The organism is Streptomyces sp. ADMS (assembly GCF_033441795.1).
Taxonomy (GTDB): Bacteria; Actinomycetota; Actinomycetes; order Streptomycetales; family Streptomycetaceae; genus Streptomyces.
Map to the genome: position 1 here is coordinate 67,859 of NZ_JAVFVX010000015.1, position 22,780 is coordinate 90,638.

A 22,780-nucleotide genomic window follows, 5' to 3' on the forward strand; every position below is an offset into this window, starting at 1 on the left:
TGCCCGTGGATCGTGTGCTGAGGGAGCCGGTGTCATGAGCTTCCGTCTGCGTGTCCTCCCTGAACCGGCCCTGACGCGGCGGGGTTCCCCCGGCCCCGCCGCAGCCACCCCCCTCCCCATGAACCCCCACCGCACCACCCGCACCACCCCCGTCCCCAGCCCCGCCCACCCCACTTTCCGGGCGATACGCGTGCGAAGGAGCCCGCGATGAGCGAGATGATCACCGCGGATCTGGTCGACCTCGACCTGTCCGCCCAGACCAAGGATGCGGCGGCCCGTGCCCTCGCCGAGCGCATGGTGGCGAAGGGTCGGGTGACCGACCTCGACGGCTTTCTCGCCGACGTGGCCGCCCGTGAAGCCCAGATGCCGACCGGCCTCGACGGCGGCATCGGCATCCCGCACTGCCGAAGCGAACACGTGACCGAGCCGACGCTGGCCTTCGGGCGCAGCGCCGCCGGGATCGACTTCGGTGCGGCGGACGGCCCCGCCGACCTGATCTTCCTGATCGCGGCCCCGGCCGGCGCCGACGACGCCCATCTGACGATCCTGTCGTCGCTGGCCCGGCAGCTGATGAACGACGAGTTCACGGCGGCGCTGCGGTCGGTGGGCGACGCGACGAGCGCCGCCGCGCTGATCCGCGGCGACGAGGCCCCGGCAGCGGGCGCCGACGACTCCGCGGCGGCTTCGGCGGCGGCCTCCGCCGAAGCCGCCGCGGGTACAGTCACCCAGCCGGCCGCGCGGCCCTTCCGTATCGTCGCCGTCACCTCCTGCCCGACCGGTATCGCACACACGTACATGGCGGCCGAGTCGCTGGAGAACGCGGGCCGCGAGGCGGGCGTCGAGCTCGTCGTCGAGCCGCAGGGCTCGGCCGGGTTCACCCGGCTCGACCCGGCGGTCATCGCCGACGCGGACGGCGTGATCTTCGCCCACGACGTGCCCGTACGGGAGAAGGAACGCTTCGCCGGGAAGCCGACCGTCGACGTCGGCGTCAAGGCCGGCATCAACAAGCCCGCCCAGCTCATCGCCGACGTGCGCGCCAAGGCCGAGCGCGGCGAGGTCACCGCGAGTGCCCAGGGCGGCGGTACGCCCGTCGAGCGGGCCGGTGAGTCCGGTGACAACTACGGCACCAAGCTGCGCAAGTGGCTGATGACCGGCGTCAGTTACATGGTCCCGTTCGTCGCCGCGGGCGGTCTGCTGCTCGCCCTCGGCTTCGCGATCGGCGGCTGGGAGATCAACAATGCGCCCTCGGTCATGGAGCACTTCTCCTGGACCCAGGTCGACAGCTGGGGCGCGCTGCTGTTCCAGATCGGCGGGGTGGCCTTCGGCTTCCTCATCCCGGTCCTGGCCGGCTACATCGCCTACGGCATGGCCGACCGGCCCGGTCTCGTCCCAGGCTTCGTCGGCGGCATGATCGCCTCGAACATCGCGGCCGGCTTCCTCGGCGGTCTGGTCGCCGGTCTGCTGGCCGGTGGCATCGTCCTCGCGATCCAGAAGATCAAGATCCCGCCGGTGCTGCGCGGCATCATGCCGGTCGTGGTGATCCCGCTGATCTCCTCGCTGATCGTCGGCTTCCTGATGTTCGTCGTGGTCGGCAAGCCCATCGCCGAGGCCCAGAAGGGCATGACGGACTGGCTCTCCGGCCTCTCCGGCGCCAACGCCGTCCTGCTCGGCATCCTGCTCGGCCTGATGATGTGCTTCGACCTCGGCGGCCCTGTCAACAAGGTCGCGTACGCCTTCGCCACCGCCGGTATCGCCGTCCAGGACCCGAGCGACGCCGCGATGAAGGTCATGGCCGCCGTGATGGCGGCGGGCATGGTTCCGCCGCTGGGCATGGCGCTGGCCACCGTCGTCCGCAAGAAGCTCTTCACCCCGGCCGAGCAGGAGAACGGCAAGGCCGCCTGGGTGCTCGGCGCCTCCTTCATCTCCGAGGGCGCGATCCCGTTCGCGGCGGCGGACCCGCTGCGCGTCATCCCGGCCTCGATGGCGGGCGGCGCGGTCACCGGCGCCCTGTCGATGGCCTTCGGTGCCACGCTCCGCGCCCCGCACGGCGGCATCTTCGTGGTCCCGCTGATCGGCAGCCCGTTCCTCTACCTGATCGCCATCGCCGCCGGCACGTGTGTCACGACGGCCCTGGTGATCATCCTCAAGAGCATGCGCAAGCAGGCACCGGGCGCCACGGCCGCCGGGTCGCCGGAGGGCGCCGCGCAGGCTGCGGCCGGGAAGAAGGAGCCGGTGGCGGCGTAGGGGGAGCGACGAGCAGGCGGATCCCGAGCCTGCGAGCACGCGAAACGCCACGGTCCCGGACAGGTGTTTGCTGTCCGGGACCGTGGCGTCCGCTCCGCCGGGGAAACCGGTGGGCGTACGGGGTTATGACGTCCGAGCCGCCCGGCGCTCCATCGCGTCCCGCGCCCCGTCCTCCGACGGATACACCTCGCACATGTGCCGGCCGTCCGGCGTGGCCGTGTGCTCGACCTCCCACAGGGAGATCTCCTCACCGCCGGGAAGAAGGAAAGCGTGCTCGTAGAGCGAGAAGCCGATACCGGACCGGCCCGCGCGGCACGGGCGCCCGAAGGCCTGTGTGATCTGGTGCGCGAACGCCGAACGCAGCAACTCGGCGGTCTCCGCCCCCGGCCGGTCCGCGTTCTCCGCGCGCCGCAGTAAACGGCGTGCGTGGTCCGCCGAGTTGTCCGGAACGTACCTGTGGCGCGGCTGGACGACCGCCGCGAGCTGCACCGTCACCGGCAGCTCGAAGTCCGGGGTGTCCGCCGGCAGCGGGAGCCGGGCCGTGGCGGCGCGCAGCTCCTCCTCGTCGACATACACCTCGTGCTGCGGACCCGCCCCCGGCGCGGTGTTGTGCACCAGCTCCCAGAGGGTGAGCGCCGAACCGTCGGCGAGCAGCCAGGTGTGGCGGTACGTCTCGCGGTGCAGCCCCGCGCTGTGGTGCGCGGAGTGCAGCGAACTGTCGTGCGCCAGCGCGCAGTCGAGCCGACGAATCGTGTCGTCTGGCAGCTCGAATGAGTTCAGTGCACGGCCCAGGAGCCGCTCGAGATGCTCCTCCGGAGACTCGGGCGACTCGGGTGGTTCGTACGCTGCCGTCTCGTACGGAACGCTCAAGGCTTCTCCCGGCGTTGCTGCATGTCACCTTGTGAGTGCATACCGTAGCCCCTCGGTCGGACATCATGTCCGGGAACCGAGAAAACGTACGCCCGGAAGACGCCCGGACCGCGCGAAAAGTTCCCGCACGGCCCCGAAAACCGTCAATGATCCGTCAACAGGCCCTGATCGGAAGGCAGTTCGGGCGGCGTCAGGAACCAGCCCCCGCCGTCCACTCGCTCCACGGCAGATTCCAGCCGTTGAGACCGTTGTCCGGCGCGACCTGCTTGTCGGCGGAGTTCTCGACGATGACGACGTCCCCGAGCATCGAGTTGTCGAAGAACCACTTCGCCGGCGTGGCCCCCTGCGCCCCCTGGACGTCCTGCAGCCCCACACACCCGTGGCTGGTGCCCGTGCGCCCGAAGGGCGGGTTGCTCTTCTCGTACCAGTAGTTGCCGTGGATGAAGGTCCCGGAGGTGGTCAACCGCATCGCGTTCGGTACGTCCTTGATGTCGTACGCGTCGGCGAGGTCGACCGTACGGCTGTCCATCCGCGTCTCCCGCAGCTTCTCGGAGATCACCATCTGCCCGTTGTACGTGGTGAACTCCGGGCTGCCGGCCGAGATCGGGATGCTCTTGACGGTCTGCCCGCCCCGGACGACCGTCATGGTCTGCGTGCTGACGTCGACCGTGGACACCTGCGAGCGCCCGATCGTGAAGTTCACGGTCTTCTTCTGTACCCCGAACACACCGTTGGCACCCTCGACCCCGTCCAGGTCGATCTTCATCGTGACCTTGGAACCGGCCTTCCAGTACTCCTCGGGCCGGAAGTCGAGCCGCCGCGCCCCGAACCAGTGCCCCACCACCTCCTGCCCGCTGCTCGACGTGACCGTGATGTGCGAGCGCACGGCCGCCTGGTCGCTGATGGCCTTGTCGAACGTGAACGACACCGGCATCCCCACCCCGACCGTCGTCCCGTTGTCCGGCGTGTACGTCCCGATGAAGCTGTTCGCCCTGGTGACCGTGGTGAAGGTCGATTCGGCGGTCCCCGCCCGCCCGCCGGCGTCCTTCGCGGCCACCGATATTCGGTACCGCGTCCCGCGCTCCAACTGCCGCGCGGGCTGCCAGCTCCGCCCGTCCGCCGACACCGCCCCCGCCACGGCCGCCCCCGACCCCGCGACGGTCATCTTCACCCCGGTCAGCGTGCCGCCGCTGACCTTCACACCGGTCGTGTTGATCGATGCGCCCGTCGAACCGTCCTTCGCGGAGATGGCGATCCGCGCGGCCGACGTCGCGACGGAGCCGCTACCGCCCTTACCGCCACCGCCCTTGCTGTCGTCGCCTCCGCTGTTGTTGCCACCGCACGCGGTGAGGGTCAGGGCGCCGGCCATCAGGACGGCACAGGCCCCCAGTACGCGCCGAGCCGCTGTGTCCGGCGTTGTCACGGGCTGCTCCAGATTTGTGTGATGTGGGTGATCCGCTCCCTGCGTGAGGAAAGAGGGAAACACCGGCGGCCCGGGTTCCCGACGACCGCCCTCACACCCATCACGTGACAGAACCGCGACAATCACGACTCAACCGACGAGGAGGCGCGCCGCGTCAACGGCCCCCGTACAGCTCTCCGTACGACGGCCATGTACCACCCGGCCCCGCCACCGACTCCGCCGCCCGTACGGCCCGGACAATCGCCCGGGTCACCAGGTCCGCGCCCGCCGTGAGGATCTCGTTCAGCGCGAGCGGGTTGTCCTCGGCCGGCGGACGCGCCCCCGTCGCCAACGTGAACACGGTGTCCCCGTCGGTGAGCAGATGTACGGGTCGTACGGCACGCGCGATGCCGTCGTGCGCCGTGCCGGCCACCTTCTGCGCCTGCGCCTTCGACAGCGCCGCGTCGGTCGCGACCACCGCGAGCGTGGTGTTCAGCGGCGGAAGGGGGGCCTGCGCGGCGACCTCGGCCAGCCGCCGCCGTGCCCTCTCGTGCACACCGGCTGCCGGATACCCGACCCGTCGCCCCTCGAACAACTCCCCGTACAGCACCCCCGTTTCCGGATCCACCGGGTACCCCGCCGCGTTGGCCACCACCAGCGCCGCCACCGTGATCCCCGACGCGAGCACGGTGCTCGCGGTGCCGACACCGCCCTTGAGATGCCCGGCCACGGCCCCCGTACCGGCGCCCACGCACCCCTCCGCCACGGGCGCGCCGGGTTCACTCGCGGCGGCCGCCTCGACGGCTGACCGACCGGTGGCCGCGTCCGGCCGGGCCCGGAAGTCGCCACCCCGGCCCAGGTCGAAGACGCAGGCGGCGGGCACCACCGGCACGACGTGTCCGGGATCGGGGCCGACCCGCACGCCGCGCCCCCGCTCCTCCAGCCAGGCCATCACGCCCGAGGCCGAGTCCAGCCCGTACGCGCTGCCGCCCGTCAGCACCACCGCCTCGACACCGCGCACGACGTTGCGCGGATCCAGGGCGTCGGTTTCCTTGGTGCCGGGTCCGCCGCCCCGCACGTCCACGGCCGCCACGGCCCCGCCCTCCGGTGCGAGCACGACCGTCGTGCCGGTGAGCCACCCGCCGCCGATACGGGTCGCGTGCCCCACTCGCAGGCCGGCGACATCTGTCAGAGCGTCAACTGTCATGACGCCCAGTGTTGTCCAGCGCCGCCCCTTCTTCGGCCTCAGCGGTTGAAGACCCCCTTCGGCGCTTCCGCGGGCGCCGGATCGCGCTCCGGCGCCCGCCACGGCCCGGACAGGGTCCGGCGGGTGGGACGTACCCTTGAGGCATGAGCACCCCCGCCGCCCCCGAACCGCGCGATCCGAAGCCCGCGCTGGTCTTCGACGACCCGCTGGACCAGCAGTCGTCGGACGACACGGACCGAGGGTGGGGCGAGCGCCCGGGTGGCGGTGACGGCGCGGCCGACCTGAAGCGCTTCCTCGACGAGAAGCCGCCCCACCACCTCTGAACCAGTCCGGACGCCCTCTGTACGCGGCCGGGCGCGCCGCCTACCGCTCGCTGTGCCGGGAGTCCCGCTGGGCCACCAGGGTTTCGTCGTGCCCGGCGCTCCGCTGGGCCACCAAGGCGTCGCGGATCTCCTTGAGGACCTCCAGCTCGCTCACCTCGATCATCTCCTGCGCGCCCTCCTTCGCCTTCTGCCGTGCGGCCATCCGGGCCAGGTACTTCGACATGGGCAGGACCATCAGGAAGTAGACGACGGCGGCGGTGATCAGGAAGGTGAGGGTGGAGCCCAGGACCGAGCCCCACATGATCCGGATGCCCGTCGCGGTGTCGCCGGTGCCGGTGCAGGGGTCCTTGAGACAGGAGCTGTAGTTGTCGAGGGCCTTGGTCCCGAACGCCCCCACCATGGGGTTGATGACGCCCTTCACCACCGAGTTGACGATGTTGGTGAACGCGGTGCCGATGACTACCGCGACCGCCAGATCGACGACGTTGCCGCGCGTCAGGAAGGCTTTGAAGCCGTCCCAGACGCCCGGTTGCTTCTTCTCGCTCACCGCGGGGTCTCTCCTCGTACAGGCAAATGGTGGAACAAACAGTTCCGCAACCTATGCCAACGACCGGCAGCCGTGTCCAATTGGCTAGCTCCAACGAGGGACTCGACGGCAGCCGGTTCGAGGCGATCGCACCACCGCTCACCACAGGGTCACCGCCAGCCGTGCCGTCGCGCCCGCGCCGGCCAGCCGCGACGCCGTTGCGTGCGGCACCGAGAGCACGACCAGGGCCCCGCCCTCGACCACACTGTCCTCGGGCGACGGGGCCTCCGGCACCTGCGTCACCCGTGCCCGCCGTGCGACCACCCGGGCGTCGGTGCCCGTCGGCGTCTCCTCGGCCGCGATGACGTCGACCCGGTCACCGGGTCGCAGCAGCCGCACCGTGGCCGCGTCGGCGATCCGTACCGGTGCCGTCACCATCTCCACCGCGGGCCGCTCCCGTACCGGATCCGCCACGGGGTGCCCCCGGACCCGTCCGACGTCGGGCGGTGGCCCCGCCGCCTCACGTGGGCCGGCGGCCACGATCGCCGCCGCCGTGACGGCGAGGCCGACGGCCAGCGCCCGCCTCCGGTGCCGCACCAGGCGCCGCAGTCGACACCGCCCGCCGCGCACGCGCACGGGAGCGAAGTGCGGCACCTCGCAGGGCGCGGGTACGAGAGGAACGGACTGCACGGGACGTACGGGAGACACGAGGACCACCACCTGTGACGAGGGACCTGCTGGCGCTCCCACGATGAGGCCTCGCGGCGAACCGCGCTGAGGCCTGTGTGTTACTCGCCGGTTGTGGACAACTCGCTCACCCGAACGAGGAGTTCCGCTCCGCCCGCCCCCCCGCCGCCTGCCCGGCCCCCCGCCCGGCCTCGGGATCAGGGCAGTTCGAAGCCCGGATCCATCCCGCCCAGCGCCTTCGCGCACAGGCAGTCCCGCGTCGCACTCGTCGGCAGCGCCGCCACCGCGTCGGACAGCACACCCCGCATCCGGTCCACGTTCGCCGCGAACACCTGGAGCACCTCCTCGTGCGAGACGCCCTCGCCGGTCTCCGCACCCGCGTCGAGGTCGGTGACAAGGGCCAACGACGTGTAACAGAGCTCCAGCTCACGGGCGAGCCCCGCCTCGGGATGGCTCGTCATGCCCACCACCGACCAGCCCTGCGCCCGGTACCAGAGGGATTCGGCGCGGGTGGAGAACCGCGGCCCCTCGATCACGGTCAGCGTGCCGCCGTCCACCGGCTCCCAGTCCCGCCCGCGCGCCGCCTCCAGGGCGACCCCGCGGCCGACCGGGCAGTAGGGGTCGGCGAGGGACACGTGCACCACGTTGGGGACGGCGCCGCCGGGCAGCGGCAGGCCGTCGAAGAACGTCCCCACCCGGGACTTCGTACGGTCGGCCAGCTGGTCCGGCACGAGCAGCGTGCCCGGGCCGTACTCGGGCCGCAGGCCGCCCACCGCGCACGGGGCGAGCACCTGGCGCACGCCGGCCGAGCGCAACGCCCACAGGTTGGCGCGGTAGTTGATGCGATGCGGCGGAAGATGGTGGCCGCGTCCGTGCCGGGGCAGGAAGGCGACCCGCCGGCCGGCGAGTTCGCCGAGGAACAGGGAGTCACTGGGGGAGCCGTACGGCGTGTCCACCTGTGTCTCGGTCACGTCGTCGAGGAAGGAGTAGAAGCCGGAGCCACCGATCACGCCGATCTCGGCGCTCGCGGGATTCACCTGGTTCACCATGCCCGCACACTAGGACCTGTCCGGCCGCGCGCGGAAACGCCGAAGACCCCGTCGCCGTACGACGACAGGGTCCTGCGGGTCAAGAGGCGGCGTTCACGCGGCCGAGCTGGTGCTCGACGAGCTGCTGGAGCCCGACGAAGAGCCGGCCGACGAGGACGAGCCGGACGACGAGGAGCTCGACGAACTCGACGACGAGTCCGAGGACGACGACGTCGATGAGGACGCCGTCGACGGCTTCGACGCGGGCGCGCTGCTCGACGAGGAGCCGCGGCTGTCGTTGCGGTAGAAACCGGAGCCCTTGAAGACGATGCCGACCGCGGAGAACACCTTCTTCAGGCGGCCACCGCAGCTGGGGCACTCGGTCAGGGCGTCATCGGTGAACTTCTGCACCGCTTCGAGGCCCTCAGCGCACTCCGTGCACTGGTACTGGTAGGTCGGCACTGTGTCTTCCTCCTGGCACTCTCACTCGATGAGTGCTAACGACGGTCCAGTGTGACGTATTCCCGGGGATCAGTCCACTGTCACCGGCACGCGGTGACCGACGCCACGTGCCACGGTCCGGCTCTCCGGGGGGATCGTCGCTGCTGGTGCGAGCCGTGAACGCAGGGCCACGAGGGTCGCCAGGGCCAGCAGCGTGCCGCCCATGGGGACCAGGAACCCGGCGCCGTCCCAGAGGCGGTCCTCCAGCTGGCCGGCGACGCTGACGGCCGTCGCCTGGCCGAGAGCCACCGCGCCGGTCAGCCAGGTGAACGCCTCGGTGCGGGCGCCGGCCGGGACCAGACCGTCGACCAGGGTGTAGCCGGTGATCAGGGCGGGCGCGATGCACATGCCAACCAGCAGGCCGAGCCCCGCCAGCGTCAGGGCGGACTCCGCCGTCCACAGGCCGGAGGCGGTGACCGCGAGTGCCGCGTACCCGGCGAGCAGGCGCCGCTGCGGTGCCATGCGCCAGGTGACGGCTCCGCAGACCAGGCCGGAGAGCATGTTGCCGGCGGCGAAGACCCCGTACAGGACGCCGTTCAGGCCGGGGTTGCCGGTGGACTCGCTGAACGCGGCGAGCGAGACCTGCATACCGCCGAAGACGGCCCCGATGCCGAGGAAGGCGACGATCAGCACACGTACCCCGGGGACGCCCAGTGCCGAAACGCGCTCCGCGCGCGCGTGCCCGTCGCCGAGCGGGCCGTCCGTGACGACCGACGGCTGGGTGCTCTTCTGCGCCGCGAACAGGAGGCCGCCGAGGAGGGTCAGCGCGGCCTCGGTGACCAGGCCGGCCGCCGGGTCGACAGCTGTGCACAGGGCGGTCGCGAGCAGCGGACCGAAGACGAAGGTCAGCTCGTCCGTGACGGACTCGAAGGCCGCCGCCGTCGGCATCAGGGGCGAGTCCTGGAGCTTCGCCGCCCAGCGGGCACGGACCATGGGCCCGACCTGGGGCGTGGAGGCGCCGGTCAGCACGGCGGCGGTGAACAGCGTCCACAAGGGGGCGCCGGTAAGCGCCAGCGCCGTCAGGGTGAGGCCGGACAGGGTGTGCAGGACGACACCGGGGACGAGGACCGCGCGCTGTCCGTAGCGGTCGGCGAGGCGGCCTCCGTAGGGAGCGCACAGGGCCATGGAGACGCCGGTGGCGGCGGCCACGGCGCCGGCGGTCCCGTACGAGCCGGTGGTGTGCTGGACGAGCAGCACGATGGAGATGGTGAGCATCGCGAACGGCTGTCGCGCGGTGAAACCGGGGAGCAGGAACGTCCAGGCGCCGGGGGTGCGGAGCAGCTGTCCGTAGGTGACCGTGGATGCCACGGCCGTGCCTTTCCGCTGCCTGGTAGCGCGGCCCCCGTGCGTGGGGCGGCGCCGAGAGCTGTCCTCTTGCGCGGACTGCGGTAGATGCCGACGCCCCCGCAGAGGATGTCCCGGCCGCCATACGGTCGCGCCAGCTCTGCTTCAGACAGAGTTGGTTCGATCAGGGTGCGCCTTCACTGTACAGGGGAAGCGGGCTGGTACGCCTGTGAAAGAAAGAAGCGAGGTACGTCACGCCTCTGCTCCGTTCCCGCCCGTTCCCAGCCACTGCGCCAGTTTGCCGCCCTGCCCCACGGCCCGCAGCCGTCGTTCCGTCGCGTCGCGGACCGGGTCGGTGGTCACCACGAGGAGTTCGTCGCCACGGCGCAGAACCGTCGTCGGCAGCGGGACGAACGACTTCTCGTCGCGTACGACGAGGGTGACAGCGGCGCCCGGCGGCAGCCTCAGCTCGCCCACCTCGACGCCGTGCATCCTGGAGCCGTCCGGAATCGCGACGGACAGCAGATGCCCGCGCAGCCGCTCCAGAGGGGCCGACTCGATGCCGAGGTCGGCGGCCTCCGCGCCCTTGCCGAGGCGGAGCGTGCGGGCCAGCCAGGGGAGCGTCGGGCCCTGGAGGAGGGTGTAGACGACGACCAGGACGAAGACGATGTTGAAGATGCGACGGCTGTCCTCGATACCGCTCACCATGGGGATCGTCGCCAGGATGATGGGTACGGCTCCGCGCAGCCCGGCCCAGGACATCAGGGTCTGTTCCTGCCACGGCACCCGGAACGGGGCCAGGCTGACGATCACGCTCAGCGGGCGCGCCACCATGGTCAGGACCAGGCCGATGACGAGCGCGGGCCAGATGTCGTCGCCCATCTCGTGCGGGGTCACCAGCAGGCCGAGCAGGACGAACATGCCGATCTGGGCGATCCAGCCCAGGCCGTCGGCGAAGCCGCGGGTGGCCGGCCAGTGCGGCAGCTTGGCGTTGCCGAGGACCATGGCGGCCAGGTAGACCGCGAGGAAGCCGCTGCCGTGGGCCAGGGCGCCGGCCGCGTACGCGGTGACCGCGATCGCCATCACGGCGATGGGGTAGAGGCCGGACGCGGGCAGGGCCACATGCCTCAGGCACCAGGAGCCCAGCCAGCCGACCGCGATACCGATGGCCGCGCCGATGGCGAGCTCCATGAGGATCACGCCCAGCAGCGTGTACCAGTGCTCGACCGGGCCCGCCGTGGACAGCGAGACGACCAGGATGACCACCGGGGCGTCGTTGAAGCCCGACTCGGCCTCCAGCGTGCCCATCACGCGCGCGGGGAGGGGGATTTTCCGCAGGACGGAGAACACCGCCGCCGCGTCCGTCGAGGACACCACCGCGCCGATGATGAACGCCTGCCGCCACTCCAGCCCGATCAGGTGGTGCGCCGCCGTCGCCGTGATCCCGACACTGACCGCGACTCCCGCCAGCGCCAGCACGGACGCGGCCGGGAGGGCGGGCTTGATCTCCTTCCACTTCGTGCCGAGTCCGCCCTCGGCCAGGATCACGACCAGGGCCGCGTATCCGATGACCTGGGTCAGTTCGGCGTTGTCGAAGTGGATGTCGCCGATGCCGTCCTGGCCCATGGCGATGCCGATCCCCAGGTAGACGAGCAGGCTGGGGAGCCCGCTGCGCGAGGAGACCCGGACCGCTGCCACAGCGATGAGGAGGACGAGCGAGCAGACGAGCAGGAGCTGGTTGAGATGGTGGACAGTCAGCGGCCGTTCCCTTCCCTGGCCCGGGCGCGGCACGCGCGCGGGCTCACGTACATCGGACACGAGGTGAGGTCACCGCATACCCGAATACTTCGTTACCTTACCTAACTCTTGACGATTCCTTGACGCTTCCACGGGCATGATCGAACGCCCGTCCGTTCGCGTACCCGACTCCGCGTCAAGTCGCGTCGGGCCCTGCGCCTATGGTTGCTCCAGCACTCCAGTACCGCCTGCCGCTCGCGTTAGGACAGCAAGGACAGCGATGCCCCCCACTACCACCAGCTCTTCCGGACACAAGCCCGGCAAGTCCGGCAGGAAGAAGGGGCGCAAAGCCCGACTGTTCGTGTTCGTCCTGGTTCTGGCCATCATCGGAGGCGCAGCCTACGGCGCGTTCTGGTCCGTCAGCACCGTCCGGGCCTCCCTGCCGCAGACCAAGGGCTCGATCACCCTCGAAGGCCTGTCCGGGCCCGTCGACGTCAAGCGCGACAGCTACGGCATCCCGCAGATCTACGCCTCCTCCGACGAGGACCTGTTCATGGCACAGGGCTACGTCCAGGCGCAGGACCGGTTCTACGAGATGGACGTACGCCGGCACATGACCTCGGGCCGGCTCTCCGAGATGTTCGGCAAGGGGCAGGTCGACAACGACGAGTTCCTGCGCACCCTGGGCTGGGACCGGGTGGCGAAGGACGAGTACGACAAGACCCTGTCGGACGCCACGAAGAAGTACCTCCAGGCCTACGCCAGGGGAGTCAACGCCTACCTCGGGGGCAAGGACGGCGCGGACATCTCCCTGGAGTACGCGGCCCTCGGGTTCACCAACGACTACAAGCCGCAGGAGTGGACCCCGGTCGACTCCGTCGCGTGGCTGAAGGCGATGGCCTGGGACCTGCGCGGCAACATGGAGGACGAGATCGACCGCTCTCTGCTGACCAGCCGCCTCGGCCCGCAGCAGATCGCCGACCTGTACCCGGAGTACCCGTACAGCCGGAACAAGCCGATCGTCCAGGAAGGCGAGTACGACGCCACGACGCAGTCGTTCGTTCAGGGCGGCAGCGCCGCGAGCACGGCGTCCGCGTCCTCCGGCACGGAATCCTCGGCCTCCGTGGACTCCGCGGCGCTCCAGAGCCAGCTGGAGGGCCTCTACCGGGTCCTGGACGACGTCCCGACGGCCGTCGGGGTGAACGGCAACGGCATCGGCTCCAACTCCTGGGTGGTCGCGGGCTCGCACACCATCAGCGGAAAGCCGCTGCTGGCCAACGACCCGCACCTGTCGCCCTCGCTGCCGTCCGTCTGGTACCAGATGGGCCTGCACTGCCGCAGCGTCTCCAGCAAGTGCCAGTACGACGTCTCCGGGTACACCTTCGCGGGCATGCCCGGCGTGATAATCGGCCACAACGCGGACATCGCCTGGGGCATGACCAACTCGGGCGCCGACGTCACCGACCTCTACCTGGAGAAGCTCTCCGGCGACGGTTACCTGTACGACGGGAAGACGAAGCCGTTCACCACGCGCGAGGAGACCATCAAGGTCGCGGGCGGCGCGTCCAAGAAGATCGTCGTCCGCGAGACGGAGAACGGGCCCCTGCTGTCCGACCGCAACGACGAGCTCGTCAAGGTCGGCCAGAAGGCCACCGTGGACGCCTCCGCCCCCGACCGGGGCGACGGCTACGGCATAGCACTGCGCTGGACCGCGCTGTCCCCCGGCAACTCCATGGACGCCGTCTTCCTGATCGACAAGGCGTCGAACTGGGCCGAGTTCCGCGCGGGCGCGGCCTCCTTCGACGTGCCCTCGCAGAACCTCGTCTACGCGGACACCGAGGGCAACATCGGCTACCAGCTGCCGGGACGCATCCCCACGCGCGCGGCGGGCGACGACGGCTCGCTGCCGGTCCCAGGGTGGGACTCCAAGTACCGCTGGACCGGCTACCTCAAGCAGTCCGAGCTGCCCTTCGAGTTCAATCCCGAGCGCGGCTACATCGTGACCGCCAACCAGGCCGTCGTCGACAAGGCCAAGTACCCGTACACGCTCACCACGGACTGGGGCTACGGCACCCGCAGCCAGCGCATCGCCGACCTGATCGCCTCGAAGACCAAGGGCGGCGGCAAGATCTCCACCGACGACATGCGCCAGATGCAGCTCGACAACAGCAGCGAGATCGCCAAGCTGCTGGTGCCCAAGCTCCTGGCGATCGACGTCGACGACAAGTACGTCCGTGAGGCGCAGAAGCTCCTTGTCGGCTGGGACTACACCCAGGACGCCGACTCGGCCGCGGCGGCCTACTTCAACTCGGTCTGGCGCAACATCCTGAAGCTCGCCTTCGGCAACAAGCTGCCCAAGGAGGTCCGGGTCAAGGGCCAGTGCCTGTACGTCAGGCCGGTCAACACCACCAGCCCCGCCGACGCGGACCAGCGGGTGCTCGAGTGCGGTCAGCGGGACGCGGACCAGGCGCAGCCGGACGGCGGCGACCGCTGGTTCGAGGTGGTCCGCAAGCTCATCAACGACCAGGACAACGACTGGTGGAGCACGCCGGCCACTCGCACGGAGAAGGCCGCGACCAACCGCGACCAGCTGTTCGCGCGCGCCATGACGGACGCCCGCTGGGAGCTGACCGCCAAGCTCGGCAAGGACATCGACACCTGGAGCTGGGGCCGGCTGCACCGCCTGTTCCTGAAGAACCAGACCCTGGGCACCGAGGGCCCCGCCTTCGTCCAGTACATCCTCAACCGAGGCCCCTGGAAGCTCGGCGGCGGCGAGGCGACGGTCAACGCGACCGGCTGGAACGCGGCAGGCGGCTACGGCGTCGTCTGGGTGCCGTCGATGCGCATGGTGGTCAACCTCGGCGACCTCGACAAGTCGAAGTGGATCAACCTGACGGGAGCCTCCGGGCACGCCTTCAGCGACCACTACACCGACCAGACGAGCACATGGGTCGAGGGCGAACTGCTCGACTGGTCCTTCACCGACAAGGCGGTCGACGACAGCACCAGCGACACCCTGCTGCTGAAACCGTGAGCACGCGGTAGTCCCGGAACGGCCCTCCACGCGCGCGTGGAGGGCCGTTCCGTTTTCCGTCTCAGGAAGGGCCGTGGAACCGGCGTACGCGCGAGGGAGTGACCACCGCCTGCACGGGCCGGTCGTGCGGCTCGGCAGGGACGCGGGGGACGACCTCGGAGTCGTACAGCAGCACCACCAGGGCAGGATCGGCGCCCGAGCGCTCCAGCCGGGCCAGCACACGGTCGTACGAGCCTCCGCCGCGCCCCAGGCGCAGACCCCGGTCGTCGACCGCCAGACCGGGCAGCAGGACGGCGCCGGCGCCCGTCACGGCGTCCGGCCCGAGGCGATCGCCGGACGGCTCCAGCAGGGCCATCCGCCCGCCGTGCCGCACCTCCACCAAGGACCCCTCCCCGGCGTACGTGCCCCAGTCGAGGTCGTTGTCCGGGAGGAGGGCCGGCAGCAGGACCCGTACCCCGCGCGCGTGCAGGGCGTCGAGAAGCGCGCGGGTGCCGGGCTCGCTGCCGACGGAGACGTACGCGGCCACCGTGCGTGCGTGCTCGAGTTCGGGCAGGCCGAGCGCGCGGGCGGCCAGAGCCGCCGCCGCTTCCTGGACGTCGGCGGCCGTCAACCCGCTTCTCACCGCGAGGAGGTCCCGCCGCAACGTTCGCTTGTCAGGCTCTGCGTCTGCCTCCATGGCTCTCCCACTATCGTTTCCAGTGCTCTCATGTGCTTCATATGCTGATATGAGTGTCAGTTAAGCGATGCCACAGAATCAGCACAAAGGCTCCGGATAAGGTTGCGGGCATGACTGAGTCGCACCCCAGGATCAGCAAGGCTGTCATCCCCGCAGCAGGCCTCGGCACCAGGTTCCTGCCGGCCACCAAGGCCACTCCCAAGGAGATGCTGCCGGTCGTCGACAAGCCGGCGATCCAGTACGTGGTCGAGGAGGCCGTGTCCGCGGGCCTCGACGACGTCCTCATGATCACGGGACGCAACAAGCGCCCCCTGGAGGACCACTTCGACCGCAACTACGAGCTGGAGTCCGCCCTTCAGAAGAAGGGCGACGCCGCGCGACTCGCCAAGGTCCAGGAGTCCAGCGACCTCGCGACCATGCACTACGTCCGTCAGGGCGACCCCAAGGGCCTCGGCCACGCCGTCCTGTGCGCGGCCCCGCACGTCGGGCACGAGCCCTTCGCCGTCCTCCTCGGCGACGACCTCATCGACCCCCGCGACCCCCTGCTCCAGCGCATGGTCGAGGTCCGGGAGCAGCACGGCGGCAGCGTGATCGCCCTCATGGAGGTCGCCCCCGAGCAGATCCACATGTACGGCTGCGCGGCCGTCGAGACCACCGACGACTGCGACGTCGTCAAGGTCACCGGCCTGGTCGAGAAGCCCGACGCGGCGGACGCCCCGTCGAACTACGCGATCATCGGCCGCTACGTCCTCGACCCGCACATCTTCGGCATCCTCCGCCAGACCGAGCCCGGCCGCGGCGGCGAGATCCAGCTCACCGACGCCCTCCAGCAGCTCGCCCAGGACGAGAAGGTCGGCGGCCCCGTGCACGGCGTCGTCTTCAAGGGCCGCCGCTATGACACCGGGGACCGCGGCGACTACCTGCGTGCCATTGTCAGACTCGCATGCGAACGTGAGGACCTGGGCCCGGACTTCCGGACCTGGCTTCGCAGTTACGTAGCCGAGGAGATGTAGCAACGTTGAGCAGCGCCGCGCCCCGCACCACCGGCCAGGACCACCTGTGGTCGGTGGACGAACACCTGGAGGACATTCTCGCGACCGTCCGCCCCCTCGAACCCATCGAGCTGCAACTCCTCGACGCCCAGGGCTGCGTCCTGGTCGAGGACGTCACGGTGCAGGTCTCCCTGCCGCCGTTCGACAACAGCTCCATGGACGGGTACGCGGTCCGGGTCGCGGATGTCGCGGGCGCGAGCGAGGAGTACCCGGCCGCCCTGACGGTGATCGGGGACGTGGCGGCCGGCCAGGACGGACTGCTCCATGTGGGCCCCGGCCAGGCCGCCCGCATCATGACCGGCGCCCCGGTGCCGCCCGGCGCCGAGACCGTCGTCCCCGTGGAGTGGACCGACGGGGGCCTCGGTGAGGGCCCCGTCACCGGGATGCGCGCCCGCAGCACGGACCCTGACGGCGCCCACGGCCAGGTGCGCGTGCACCGACCGGCACCGGCACGCGCGCACGTACGCGCGCAGGGCAGTGACGTCCGGGCCGGCGACCGTGCCCTCGCCGAGGGCACCGTCCTCGGTCCGCCGCAGATCGCCCTGCTCGCCGCGATCGGCCGCGGCACCGTACGGGTGCGCCCGCGCCCGCGCGTGGTCGTCATGTCGACCGGGAGCGAGCTGATCCAGCCCGGCGAGAAGCTCGCGGACGGCCAGATCTACGACTCCAACAGCTTCGCCCTCACCGCCGCCGCCCGGGACGCCGGGGCGATCGCCTACCGGGTGGGCGCGGTCGCCGACGACGCGGAGACCCTCCGTGCCGCGATCGAGGACCAGCTCGTCCGCGCAGACCTCGTCGTCACCACCGGAGGCGTCAGCGTGGGCGCGTACGACGTGGTCAAAGAGGCTCTCTCGCACGTGTCCGACGAGGACGAGCCCGGCGCCGGCGTCGACTTCCGCAAGCTCGCCATGCAGCCCGGCAAACCCCAGGGCTTCGGCACCGTCGGCCCCGACCACACCCCGCTGCTGGCCCTGCCGGGCAACCCGGTGTCGTCGTACGTCTCCTTCGAACTGTTCGTGCGGCCCGCCATCCGTGCCCTGATGGGCCTGACCGACATCCACCGGCCCACGGTCAGGGCGGTCCTGGCGACGGACAAGGCGCTGACCTCGCCTGCCGGGCGCCGCCAGTTCCTGCGCGCCACGTGCGCGGACGGGCAGGTGACGCCGGTCGGCGGCGCCGGATCACACCTGATCGCGGCCCTCGCCCACGCCGACGCGCTGATCGTCGTACCCGAGGACAAGGAGTCCGTGGAACCCGGTGCCGAGGTCGAGGTCGTGCTGCTCGGCTGACCCGGCCGGCAGCGGGCCCGCCCGACCGGGTGGGCGGGCGGGGCGGCTGAGGGGCGCGGGTTGGGAGTACCGTGTCGCGCACAACAGGCCCGACCGGGAGCGCCGCAGCACATGAGCACGCAGGACGACCGACTGACGCACATCGACGAGGCGGGCGCCGCCCGTATGGTCGACGTATCCGCCAAGGACGTGACCGCGCGCACCGCCCGCGCCAGCGGCCGTGTTCTTGTCTCGCCCCGTGTGGTCGAGCTGCTGCGCGGGGAGGGTGTCCCCAAGGGGGACGCCCTGGCCACCGCGCGGATCGCGGGCATCATGGGCGCCAAGCGAACCCCGGATCTGATCCCGCTCTGTCACCCGTTGTCGGTGGCCGGTGTGACACTGGATCTGTCGGTCGTGGACGACGCCGTCGAGATCCTGGCGACCGTGAAGACGACGGATCGCACGGGCGTCGAGATGGAGGCCCTCACGGCGGTCTCGGTCGCCGCGCTCACCGTGATCGACATGGTCAAGGCGGTCGACAAGGGAGCGGTCATCACGGACGTACGGGTGGAGGAGAAGACCGGCGGGAAGTCGGGCGACTGGAGCAGAGCATGACACCGACGCCGCCTGTCGAACCGCCGACCGGGGACGCGCTGCTCGCGCCCTACTCCGCCCTGGTCGTGACCGCGTCCAACCGCGCGGCGGCGGGCGTCTACGAGGACAAGGGCGGCCCCCTGATCGCGGCAGGGCTGGAGAAGTCCGGCTTCGCCGTCGACGGACCGTGGGTCGTGCCCGACGGCGCCCCGGTGGAGAACGCCCTGCGGGTCGGTGTCCAGGCCGGGTACGACGTCATCGTCACCACCGGCGGCACCGGCATCTCGCCCACCGACCGCACCCCGGAGGCGACCCGCGCGGTGCTCGACCGGGAGGTGCCGGGCATCGCCGAGGCCATCCGGGCGTTCGGCCGGGACAAGGTCCCGACGTCGGCGCTGTCGCGCGGACTCGCCGGAATCGCGGGCGGGACGCTGATCGTCAATCTGCCGGGTTCCACCGGCGGGGTGAAGGACGGACTGGCCGTCCTGGAACCCCTGTTGACACACGCCGTCGACCAGATCCGCGGCGGCGATCACCCCAGACCCGGCGGCAGCACCGGGGGTGCGAGCTGAACACCCCATCCTGGCCGGTCGAGCTGGTGGACGGCGATGTCGTCCTCCGGCCCGTCAGGCTGCGCGACCAGCGGGTCTGGCGCGAGGTCAACCGGCGCAACCGGGACTGGCTGCGGCCCTGGGAGGCGACGATCCCGCCGCCCACGCCCGGCGGCCCGATCGCGCACCGGCCGACCTACCGTCAGATGGTCCGGCATCTTCGCGCGGAGGCGAACGCGGGCCGGATGCTGCCCTTCGCCATCGAGTACCAGGGGCAATTGGTAGGCCAGTTGACGGTCGCCGGAATCACCTGGGGCTCTATGTGTTCGGGCCACGTCGGCTACTGGGTGGACGAAGCGGTGGCGGGCCGTGGCGTCATGCCGACTGCGGTCGCACTGGCGGTCGACCACTGCTTCCGTACGGTCGGACTGCACCGCATCGAGGTCTGCATTCGCCCCGAGAACGGGCCCAGTCGCCGGGTGGTGGAGAAACTCGGATTCCGCGACGAGGGGCTCAGGCCCCGCTATCTCCACATCGACGGGGCGTGGCGCGACCATCTCGTCTTCGCGCTCACCGCGGAAGAGGTGCCGGAGGGGTTGCTGGGCCGCTGGCAGCGGGCACGCTCCCAGAACACGCCGCGAAATCCCGCGTAATTGAATAAGTGTTCGAAAGTGATCGGCCGGCGATCGGTCGGCGATCGACTTCGGGCGCCAAATTCACGCCCTCGATGACCCGCTGATCGCATCGATCACAAAAAAAGCTCGAAATATCAGCCAGATCGTGCGACACACCGGCTCAATTGGCAGATGGCCTCACGCAAACCCCTCTACCGTGTGAGGCGTGAGCAGCAGCGGCCTCATCTACGCAGTCATTGTCGGGGCCTGGGCCGCCTACTTGGTGCCGATGTGGCTCCGTAGGCAGGACGAGCTGAACGAGGCTCGTCCGACGGAACGCTTCAGCACCGCCATCCGGCTCCTGTCCGGACGGGCGGGCATGGAGCGCCGGTACGCCAAGGACCTGCGGGCGCGCTCCACCGACGAGGGGGAGCGCGGCGCCGGAGACCCGGAGGGTGTCACCGACTCGGTGGACGTCCGGGCCTTCGCCATGCCTCCGACCGGCCCCCGGGCAAAGGTTCAGGTGCAGCAGGAGCAGGCACACGCGCAGGGCCAGGCGCAGGCGCAGTCACACGCCCAGGCGCAGGAGCAGCCCAGGGCGCCGAAGCGGGAGCAACAGGCGCAGGCACACGCCTCGGCTCCGATTTCGGCTCCCGCGAGGGACCGGGTGCGTGAACGCGTGCCGGCGGCTCGTCGGAGCGCGGGCGCCTCGGCGGAAGCCGCCGCGCGCGCCCGGCGCTCGAAGGTGCTCGCGCGCCGACGGCGTACGACGGTGATGTTGTTCTTCGCCTTCACGCTCGGCACGGTCGTCGCGGCGGTCGGCGGACTCGCCTTCCTCTGGGCACCCGCCGTCCCCGCGGCCATGCTGAGCGGATACATCGCCTATCTGCGTACGCAGGAACGGCGCCGTTTCACCTACCAGATGGACCGGCGCCAGGCCGAGCTCGCCGCGCAGCGACTGCGTGAGCGCCAGCCCCGGCGGCGGCCTTCCACCGACCCCGGGGCCGAAGAGCAGGACGAGCACCCCGAGCCGGAGACCGACCCCGGCCTGTCCGCGCTCGCCGCCGACCGGCGTGCGCTCGTCGAGCAGACCGATCACGCGGAGTGGGTCGACCAGCAGCGCGAACGCCAGCGCCGCCCCGGCCACGGCGACAGCTGGGACCCGGTCCCGGTACCACTGCCGACGTACGTGACCGCCCCGGTCGCCCCCCGCGCCACGTCCGACGTGGACCTCGGCGCACCGGACGCCTGGAGCTCGGCGCGGTCCAGCACGGTGGGCCGCGAGTCGGAGTCGCCGTCGGAGGAGCCGTCCGTGACGGAGGACACCATGGAGGCGGAGCCGGAGCTGTCGTCGGGGCCGGAGTCCGAGTCGGAGGCGGACCCCGAGGGCGCGGAGGGACGCACCGACGCGCGCCGCGCGGCCTCCGCCCGCCGGGCCCGGGAGCGGGGCCGTACGCCGCTGTTCGACCAGTACGAGGACGGCGAGCGGCCTCGGGCGGCCAACGAATAGCAGGCGGTACGCGACTGCGTTCGCCGAACTCCGGGCAGGTGGGGGCGGGTGCGGCGGCCTCGACTGACGAGCGCGGAACGGATTTCCGGGCACCCGGACCGGGATGCTAGAGTTTCACTCGTTGCAAGGGCCTGTGGCGCAGTCTGGTAGCGCACCTCGTTCGCATCGAGGGGGTCTGGGGTTCAAATCCCCACAGGTCCACGCACAACGCACAGATCGAAGCCCCGGCGGGTCTACCCGTCGGGGCTTCGGCATGTCCGGGGAATTCCTCCTGACTTGGGGTAGGGCCAGGCATACCCTCAACCCGCCCCCTGGGCCCATGGTCCGGGCCGTGCCCGCCTCCTACGGTGATCGTCATGCAGCCGAAGAACGTGTGGCAGGCCATGAGCTCGCCGGGGTTTCTCCTGTCGTGGTGGCCCTGGCGGTCGGTCGTCTATCTCGTCAGTGGGGCGGTGACCGGGTCCTTCTTCTTTGTGCTGATCGTGCTCATGGCGGTGGCCGGCGGGGTTCTCGCCGTAGTCCTCGTGGGGTTGCCGCTGCTGGTCGCCCTGGCCCTGGCCGGGCTTCCCGTCGCCAGGGTCGAGCGGCTCCGGCTGCGGCTGGTCGATCCGGAACCGGCGCCCGATCCGCATCGGGAGCCGGTCGTGCCCGGGCTGCGGCCCTGGCTGACGGTTCGGCTGCGGGAGCGGGCGACCTGGCGGGAGTTGGGGTACGCGCTGCTGTTCGCGGGGCTGTTGTGGCCCGTGGACGCCCTTGTTGTCGCCTTCGCGCTGCTCGTTCCGGTGTCCATGGTGGCGACTCCTTTGCTGATGGCCACTGTTGGCGACGGACAGGAAGCCAAGGTGCTCAAGGAGTGGACGGTCACCGACTGGCCGACCGTCTTCGGGGTCTCGCTGCTCGGGCTGGTGCTCCTGGCCCTGGGCGCCTATGCGCTCGGGGTCGCCGCCGGTGCGCGGGCCGGGCTGACGCGGCTGCTGATCGCTGCCAGGGACGTCGAGTTGGGGGAGCGGGTCGTCGAACTCGCCCGTTCCCGGGTCCGGTTGGTGGACGCCTTCGAGGCGGAGCGGCGGCGGATCGAACGCGATCTGCACGACGGTGCCCAGCAGCGACTGGTCGCACTGTCGGTGACGCTCGGTCTGGCTCGGCTGGACGCACCGCCGGGGCCGCTCGCCGATCAGCTGGCGAGGGCGCAGGAGCAGGCGGGGAGTGCGTTGGGGGAACTGCGCGAGCTGATCCACGGTATTCATCCCCAGGTCCTTGCGGACTACGGGCTCCAGGCCGCGGTGGCCGACGCGGCCGACCGTACGGCGGTGCCCGTGGACGTCACCTTCGACGTGCCCGGGCGCCTTCCCCGGGCGGTGGAGTCCGCCGCGTACCTCGTGGTCTGCGAGGCGCTCGCCAACATCGACCGGCACAGCGGGGCCGGCCGGGCCGAGGTCGGCGGTGGGCACCGCGACGGACGGCTGTTCCTTGAGGTGCGGGACGACGGGCGGGGCGGGGCGGACCCCGGGGGCGGCAGCGGGCTCACCGGGCTCGCGGACCGGGTGTCAGTACTCGATGGCAGACTTTCCCTGTCCAGCCCGCCGGGTGGACCGACGTTGCTGCGGGTGGAGATTCCTTGCGAGTGGAGCCAGTCGACGGATCGCGCCCATCGCTCCGCGTAGTCCTCGCC

The 22,780-nt window shown here is 71.0% G+C and carries 20 protein-coding genes and 1 tRNA gene; 11 read left to right on the plus strand and 10 right to left on the minus strand.

Features of this window, described 5'->3' with window-relative positions; all coding sequences use genetic code 11:
• Window positions 1-207 precede the first annotated feature (207 nt).
• Window positions 208-2,244: a fructose-specific PTS transporter subunit EIIC gene (locus tag RB628_RS09845; protein WP_318319941.1), complete on the plus strand. Its 2,037-nt coding sequence runs from the start codon at window positions 208-210 to the stop codon at window positions 2,242-2,244.
• A gap of 123 nt (window positions 2,245-2,367) precedes the next feature.
• Here RB628_RS09845 and RB628_RS09850 read toward each other — a convergent pair whose 3' ends face one another.
• From RB628_RS09850 to RB628_RS09860, 3 genes are all read right to left on the minus strand, one after another.
• Window positions 2,368-3,114, minus strand: coding sequence for a DUF6227 family protein (locus tag RB628_RS09850; RefSeq protein ID WP_318319942.1), 747 nt, complete (start codon window positions 3,112-3,114; stop codon window positions 2,368-2,370).
• A 190-nt stretch (window positions 3,115-3,304) separates the two neighbouring features.
• Entirely contained in the window at window positions 3,305-4,537 is a 1,233-nt protein-coding gene (locus RB628_RS09855) for a L,D-transpeptidase (RefSeq protein WP_318319943.1), read from the minus strand.
• A 154-nt stretch (window positions 4,538-4,691) separates the two neighbouring features.
• Complete coding sequence (locus tag RB628_RS09860) at window positions 4,692-5,723, minus strand: P1 family peptidase (RefSeq protein WP_318319944.1); 1,032 nt, start codon at window positions 5,721-5,723, stop codon at window positions 4,692-4,694.
• Between the two features lie 143 nt (window positions 5,724-5,866).
• Here RB628_RS09860 and RB628_RS09865 point away from each other — a divergent pair, with 143 nt between their 5' ends.
• Window positions 5,867-6,046, plus strand: a complete 180-nt coding sequence (locus RB628_RS09865; protein ID WP_318319945.1) for a hypothetical protein — start codon at window positions 5,867-5,869, stop codon at window positions 6,044-6,046.
• 40 nt (window positions 6,047-6,086) lie between these two features.
• Here the strand turns inward: RB628_RS09865 and mscL are convergent, their stop codons facing one another.
• The 6 genes from mscL to RB628_RS09895 all read right to left on the minus strand — a co-directional run bounded on the left by mscL (window position 6,087) and on the right by RB628_RS09895 (window position 11,890).
• Window positions 6,087-6,593, minus strand: a complete 507-nt coding sequence (gene mscL, locus RB628_RS09870) for a large conductance mechanosensitive channel protein MscL (protein WP_318319946.1) — start codon at window positions 6,591-6,593, stop codon at window positions 6,087-6,089.
• Window positions 6,594-6,731: 138 nt separating this feature from the next.
• A complete protein-coding gene (locus tag RB628_RS09875) occupies window positions 6,732-7,262 on the minus strand; it encodes an RcpC/CpaB family pilus assembly protein (RefSeq protein ID WP_412180622.1) in 531 nt (176 codons plus the stop codon).
• 194 nt (window positions 7,263-7,456) lie between these two features.
• Window positions 7,457-8,308, minus strand: a complete 852-nt coding sequence (locus RB628_RS09880) for an S-methyl-5'-thioadenosine phosphorylase (protein WP_318319948.1) — start codon at window positions 8,306-8,308, stop codon at window positions 7,457-7,459.
• 93 nt (window positions 8,309-8,401) lie between these two features.
• Entirely contained in the window at window positions 8,402-8,749 is a 348-nt protein-coding gene (locus RB628_RS09885; RefSeq protein WP_318319949.1) for an FmdB family zinc ribbon protein, read from the minus strand.
• A 69-nt stretch (window positions 8,750-8,818) separates the two neighbouring features.
• A complete protein-coding gene (locus tag RB628_RS09890) occupies window positions 8,819-10,096 on the minus strand; it encodes an MFS transporter (RefSeq protein WP_318319950.1) in 1,278 nt (425 codons plus the stop codon).
• Window positions 10,097-10,324: 228 nt separating this feature from the next.
• Window positions 10,325-11,890, minus strand: a complete 1,566-nt coding sequence (locus tag RB628_RS09895) for a potassium/proton antiporter (RefSeq protein WP_318319951.1) — start codon at window positions 11,888-11,890, stop codon at window positions 10,325-10,327.
• A gap of 199 nt (window positions 11,891-12,089) precedes the next feature.
• Between RB628_RS09895 and RB628_RS09900 the strand changes: the two genes are divergently transcribed.
• Window positions 12,090-14,843: a penicillin acylase family protein gene (locus RB628_RS09900; RefSeq protein WP_318319952.1), complete on the plus strand. Its 2,754-nt coding sequence runs from the start codon at window positions 12,090-12,092 to the stop codon at window positions 14,841-14,843.
• A 61-nt stretch (window positions 14,844-14,904) separates the two neighbouring features.
• Here RB628_RS09900 and RB628_RS09905 read toward each other — a convergent pair whose 3' ends face one another.
• Window positions 14,905-15,519, minus strand: coding sequence for a 5-formyltetrahydrofolate cyclo-ligase (locus RB628_RS09905; RefSeq protein ID WP_318319954.1), 615 nt, complete (start codon window positions 15,517-15,519; stop codon window positions 14,905-14,907).
• Between the two features lie 110 nt (window positions 15,520-15,629).
• Here RB628_RS09905 and galU point away from each other — a divergent pair, with 110 nt between their 5' ends.
• From galU to RB628_RS09945, 8 genes are all read left to right on the plus strand, one after another.
• Complete coding sequence (gene galU, locus RB628_RS09910; RefSeq protein ID WP_318319955.1) at window positions 15,630-16,532, plus strand: UTP--glucose-1-phosphate uridylyltransferase GalU; 903 nt, start codon at window positions 15,630-15,632, stop codon at window positions 16,530-16,532.
• Between the two features lie 5 nt (window positions 16,533-16,537).
• Window positions 16,538-17,860, plus strand: a complete 1,323-nt coding sequence (gene glp / locus RB628_RS09915) for a gephyrin-like molybdotransferase Glp (protein WP_318319956.1) — start codon at window positions 16,538-16,540, stop codon at window positions 17,858-17,860.
• Window positions 17,861-17,971: 111 nt separating this feature from the next.
• Complete coding sequence (gene moaC, locus RB628_RS09920; protein ID WP_318319957.1) at window positions 17,972-18,454, plus strand: cyclic pyranopterin monophosphate synthase MoaC; 483 nt, start codon at window positions 17,972-17,974, stop codon at window positions 18,452-18,454.
• Entirely contained in the window at window positions 18,451-19,005 is a 555-nt protein-coding gene (locus RB628_RS09925; protein ID WP_318319958.1) for a MogA/MoaB family molybdenum cofactor biosynthesis protein, read from the plus strand. The genes moaC and RB628_RS09925 overlap by 4 nt, the downstream gene beginning before the upstream one ends.
• 26 nt (window positions 19,006-19,031) lie before the next feature.
• Window positions 19,032-19,637, plus strand: coding sequence for a GNAT family protein (locus RB628_RS09930; RefSeq protein ID WP_318319959.1), 606 nt, complete (start codon window positions 19,032-19,034; stop codon window positions 19,635-19,637).
• Between the two features lie 187 nt (window positions 19,638-19,824).
• Window positions 19,825-21,108, plus strand: coding sequence for a gephyrin-like molybdotransferase receptor GlpR (gene glpR, locus RB628_RS09935; protein WP_318319960.1), 1,284 nt, complete (start codon window positions 19,825-19,827; stop codon window positions 21,106-21,108).
• Window positions 21,109-21,235: 127 nt separating this feature from the next.
• A tRNA-Ala gene (locus RB628_RS09940) sits at window positions 21,236-21,309 on the plus strand.
• Window positions 21,310-21,464: 155 nt separating this feature from the next.
• Window positions 21,465-22,772, plus strand: a complete 1,308-nt coding sequence (locus RB628_RS09945) for a sensor histidine kinase (RefSeq protein ID WP_318319961.1) — start codon at window positions 21,465-21,467, stop codon at window positions 22,770-22,772.
• Window positions 22,773-22,780: the final 8 nt, after the last annotated feature.

Coding starts and splice junctions, on each gene's coding strand:
- RB628_RS09925 (WP_318319958.1), top strand. CDS start 18,451: ATGACACCGACGCCGCCTGTCGAACCGCCGACCGGGGACGCGCTGCTC.
- RB628_RS09845 (WP_318319941.1), top strand. CDS start 208: ATGAGCGAGATGATCACCGCGGATCTGGTCGACCTCGACCTGTCCGCC.
- RB628_RS09900 (WP_318319952.1), top strand. CDS start 12,090: ATGCCCCCCACTACCACCAGCTCTTCCGGACACAAGCCCGGCAAGTCC.
- RB628_RS09905 (WP_318319954.1), bottom strand. CDS start 15,519: ATGGAGGCAGACGCAGAGCCTGACAAGCGAACGTTGCGGCGGGACCTC.
- RB628_RS09880 (WP_318319948.1), bottom strand. CDS start 8,308: ATGGTGAACCAGGTGAATCCCGCGAGCGCCGAGATCGGCGTGATCGGT.
- RB628_RS09860 (WP_318319944.1), bottom strand. CDS start 5,723: ATGACAGTTGACGCTCTGACAGATGTCGCCGGCCTGCGAGTGGGGCAC.
- RB628_RS09865 (WP_318319945.1), top strand. CDS start 5,867: ATGAGCACCCCCGCCGCCCCCGAACCGCGCGATCCGAAGCCCGCGCTG.
- moaC (WP_318319957.1), top strand. CDS start 17,972: ATGAGCACGCAGGACGACCGACTGACGCACATCGACGAGGCGGGCGCC.
- galU (WP_318319955.1), top strand. CDS start 15,630: ATGACTGAGTCGCACCCCAGGATCAGCAAGGCTGTCATCCCCGCAGCA.
- RB628_RS09945 (WP_318319961.1), top strand. CDS start 21,465: ATGCAGCCGAAGAACGTGTGGCAGGCCATGAGCTCGCCGGGGTTTCTC.